The following is a 3,276-nucleotide window of genomic DNA, read 5'->3' on the forward strand; positions in this document are numbered from 1 at the left end:
GATTGACAGGGTTTTCAGGTGACGGAGGTATGGAGAAACCGGGATTGGCAGAGGTTAGGGGCTTTGTGAGCGATCGAATTTTGTGGAATACTAAAGTACGATCGCACTTTCCTGTCGTGGCTTCTCGGAACCGTATGCGATCGTCCTTTTCAGCGATCCCGCATCCAAAACGTAAATTCGCACCGAATCTTCCGCAGGCTTAATCAACTTTTCAATTCTTTGTTGCAGCTTGACAAACTGAATCGCCGTCAAAAAACATTCAAAAACGCTATACTGACACCACTTTCCATAACCAGAAAGCAATTTGTGCAATCGATTCCGCCGCTTATTTGCCGCTTTATTATCCGGCAAATCGTAAATCACCAAATAAAATAAAGTATCCTTCATCGCAACACCAACGGTTTATAAGGTACACCCTCTTGCAAATAGCGACCCAGCAACCGCGCTTGTAGTTCGATCGCCCGTCGATAAGTGCAAACATAATCAAACACCGGATGGGTAAACTCACTATTCATCTTCTGTTCAAACGCTTGCAAAAAACGCTTGCGTCCATCATCAGAAAGTCGATAAGCACCCAAACTTTCCGTAAAATCATTTGGTTGAATTTCTCGCTTATTCAACACCGAAAACACCAAACTATCCGCCACCAAAGGACGAAATTCCTCCATCAAATCCAACACCATAGAAGGTTGTCCGCGACTAACTTCATGCAAATAACCAATATAAGGATCGAGTCCCACCACATGAACTGCTGCTGTTACCTGAACTCGCAACAATCCATAAGCAAAACTCAGCAAAGAATTCACCGGATCGGTAGGAGGACGGCGATTTCGGTTGGGAAAAGACCAAGGTTCTTTCAAAATAGCCGACCAATCAGCAAAATAATCCTTAGCGGCGATACCTTCAACCCCTCGCACCTCATCCAAAGTTTTCTTTTGCGCTACTAATTTCTTATGACTTTTCAGCGGACTATCGCTAATTTTTTGGCGATACAAAACCGTATATTGATTTTGAATTTTAGCCGTGACAATTGCCTTCACCAATTGCAATCGCCGTTCCGTATCTCGATACAATTCAAACTGCGCCAACCGCAAAGCACCATTGCGAGAATAACCCGGTAAAGCACTCCCCAAATATTTACCAAAAATCGAAAGGTAGTGAACTGGTATACCCAATTCCAAAGCATAAGTCAAAGCATCCCCCGTTACTTGCGGATTACCCATTAAAACAACTTGTTTTACCGTTTGGGCAGGAATTGATTGCTTTTTCCAACTGCCATCTTCCTGTTTTATAGCAACAGTAAAAGCTTCGTAGTTCTTATTCAAAATTGCTTCCGGTTGCGTAACGTAAAGTACAGACATTGTTTAGACTCCTTCCCGTAATAATTGTTTAACTTCCAAAGGCAGACAAATGCCGATTAAACTGCAAGCTTTGCATTTTTTAGAATGATCGATCGGTGATGGAATTTTGCCAGACGCAGTTTGATGCGCTGCCAAAATAGCTTCTTGAGTCATTTGTCGTAACTGTGGTGTAAACTTAACTTGTTGCCGTCTGCGATTGCCGTGATAAAAAATTTCACCATAAGCAATCTCTCTTCCCGTGCGTTCTTCCAAACACAAAGCAGCCGCACATAATTGAAAATGATCGTTGAGATGTTGTGCCATTTTTCCCTTTTTATATTCCAAGGGAATCAGTTGACCATCTCGTTCTTCCACTGCATCGATAATGCCGCTAACTTTTAGACTTTCACTCCATACCCACTGCTGGCGATGAATTAGAATATCGCCCTCCATAGAAGTGCCTTCTTGGTTGATATTTTCATGTAGATAACGCCCGATAATAATATGTTCGTTATCCTCCATTTCGCCTAGTTGATATTCTAGGTAAAATCGTCTGGGGCAATATTCCCAAGCGTTGAGATAAGCTAAAGAAAGGTAATTTTCATTCATCTCCAATCACCTATGAGTAATTTCAGATTGCCAATCGCAGATTTCAGATTTTAAATTTGAAATCTGAAATTTCTTAATGAATCAACTTTGTCTGGCCCATACCCATCGACGTTTTCCTCCCGACACCCGCAAAAAAAGCAAAATGTGCTAAAATATTGGCAATTCGCGCTTGTTCCGCATCGGGAAAACGGTATTTAACCCATCCTTTTGCTCCAATTTCAGCGCCGCCTTCCATTTTCAAAGCATGGGTTTCTAACTGATAAGCACAAACTAAACTTTGCCAGGAGATCGCATCAATTTTTAGTGCTTCTGGCGCAAAGAAATTCCAACGTCTTTGCAGGCTGAAAAATACTAATTCAGGTAAAGGGAAAGGCTGGATATATTGAGTTTGTTTGAAACTGGTAGGCGAGAGGAATTCCAGCGTGATTTCGTTGGCAGAATTTGGCAATTTAGCCAACATTCCATAATCAGCAGAACCAACCCAAGGATGAGTTCCCGGCAAGGAATAAAACCCTTTAATTGTAAAGGTAAATTTGCCCAGAGTAATCGGTTCGTTTCCCCACTGTTCTATCCCACTTAAAAGCGGATCGATGAGACTACCATTTAACAAACTAATGCGGAAATAAAATTCATCTCCCGGTCGAATTCCCGATGGGCGACGATTGCCAATTAAACCGGATAAACTAATCGGAGATTCTTGACTTTCATGGACGAATTCAGCCACATTTGGATCGCCTTTATTTAACCATTGCAAAACCTGAGCGTGAATTGCTCGTCCTAAAGTCTGGGGTAAATATCCTCGATCTACTGCGCCTAATTGTACGACGATCGCATACAAATTAAAAGATTTAGGAGACTGCAACTGCATTAATTCCATAAGATACACCCTTGGGTAAACAAAATTGTTTCGGTAATTCCTTAAAGCCTTGCCAATTATCTTCTTTCGACACTTCCCAATATTCACCGATTAATTGCGCTTGACTGACTAAACTAACTGGTGGCATGACAATTCGGTTGTACAATAATAAACGGGAAGAACGAGGTAAATCAATGGGATTTAAAGGATGCTGACAAATATATTCCCCCGACTTCACTTTAATTCCAGATGCCGGAATTATCCGAGCTTCAACTTGCACTTTAGCCGCCCATTTCCCTAACCGTATCCAATGAGGAATTTCTATCTCTTTTTCGGCTATAATAAAAGTTTGATAGTAACTACCAACCGCTAATTCTTTCGCTCGACCAATGTTAGCCGGATAATTGCGTTTGGCATTACCCTCACCAAACCGTTCCGATCTCCCGTAATACTTAACTTGAGCCGCTTTAA

General features: G+C 41.7%; 5 protein-coding genes. All 5 read right to left on the minus strand.

All coding sequences use genetic code 11. From position 1 onward, the window contains the following. Nucleotides 1-90 precede the first annotated feature (90 nt). Entirely contained in the window at nucleotides 91-387 is a 297-nt protein-coding gene (gene cas2 / locus H6S82_RS25195; RefSeq protein ID WP_190471348.1) for a CRISPR-associated endonuclease Cas2, read from the minus strand. Continuing rightward, a complete protein-coding gene (cas1d, locus tag H6S82_RS25200) occupies nucleotides 384-1,361 on the minus strand; it encodes a type I-D CRISPR-associated endonuclease Cas1d (protein ID WP_190471350.1) in 978 nt (325 codons plus the stop codon). The genes cas2 and cas1d overlap by 4 nt, the downstream gene beginning before the upstream one ends. Nucleotides 1,362-1,364: 3 nt before the next feature. Next, entirely contained in the window at nucleotides 1,365-1,949 is a 585-nt protein-coding gene (gene cas4, locus H6S82_RS25205; protein WP_190471353.1) for a CRISPR-associated protein Cas4, read from the minus strand. Nucleotides 1,950-2,022: 73 nt separating this feature from the next. Next, the gene (cas6, locus tag H6S82_RS25210) at nucleotides 2,023-2,826 is read right to left on the minus strand and encodes a CRISPR-associated endoribonuclease Cas6 (RefSeq protein ID WP_190471356.1); all 804 of its coding nucleotides are present in this window, start codon (nucleotides 2,824-2,826) and stop codon (nucleotides 2,023-2,025) included. Further along, nucleotides 2,798-3,276: type I-D CRISPR-associated protein Cas5/Csc1 (gene cas5d / locus H6S82_RS25215; RefSeq protein ID WP_191056894.1), on the minus strand; the 479-nt coding region annotated here is incomplete at its 5' end. The genes cas6 and cas5d, both read right to left, overlap by 29 nt.

The organism is Planktothrix sp. FACHB-1355 (genome assembly GCF_014748295.1).
Lineage (GTDB): Bacteria > Cyanobacteriota > Cyanobacteriia > Cyanobacteriales > Aerosakkonemataceae > Aerosakkonema > Aerosakkonema funiforme_A.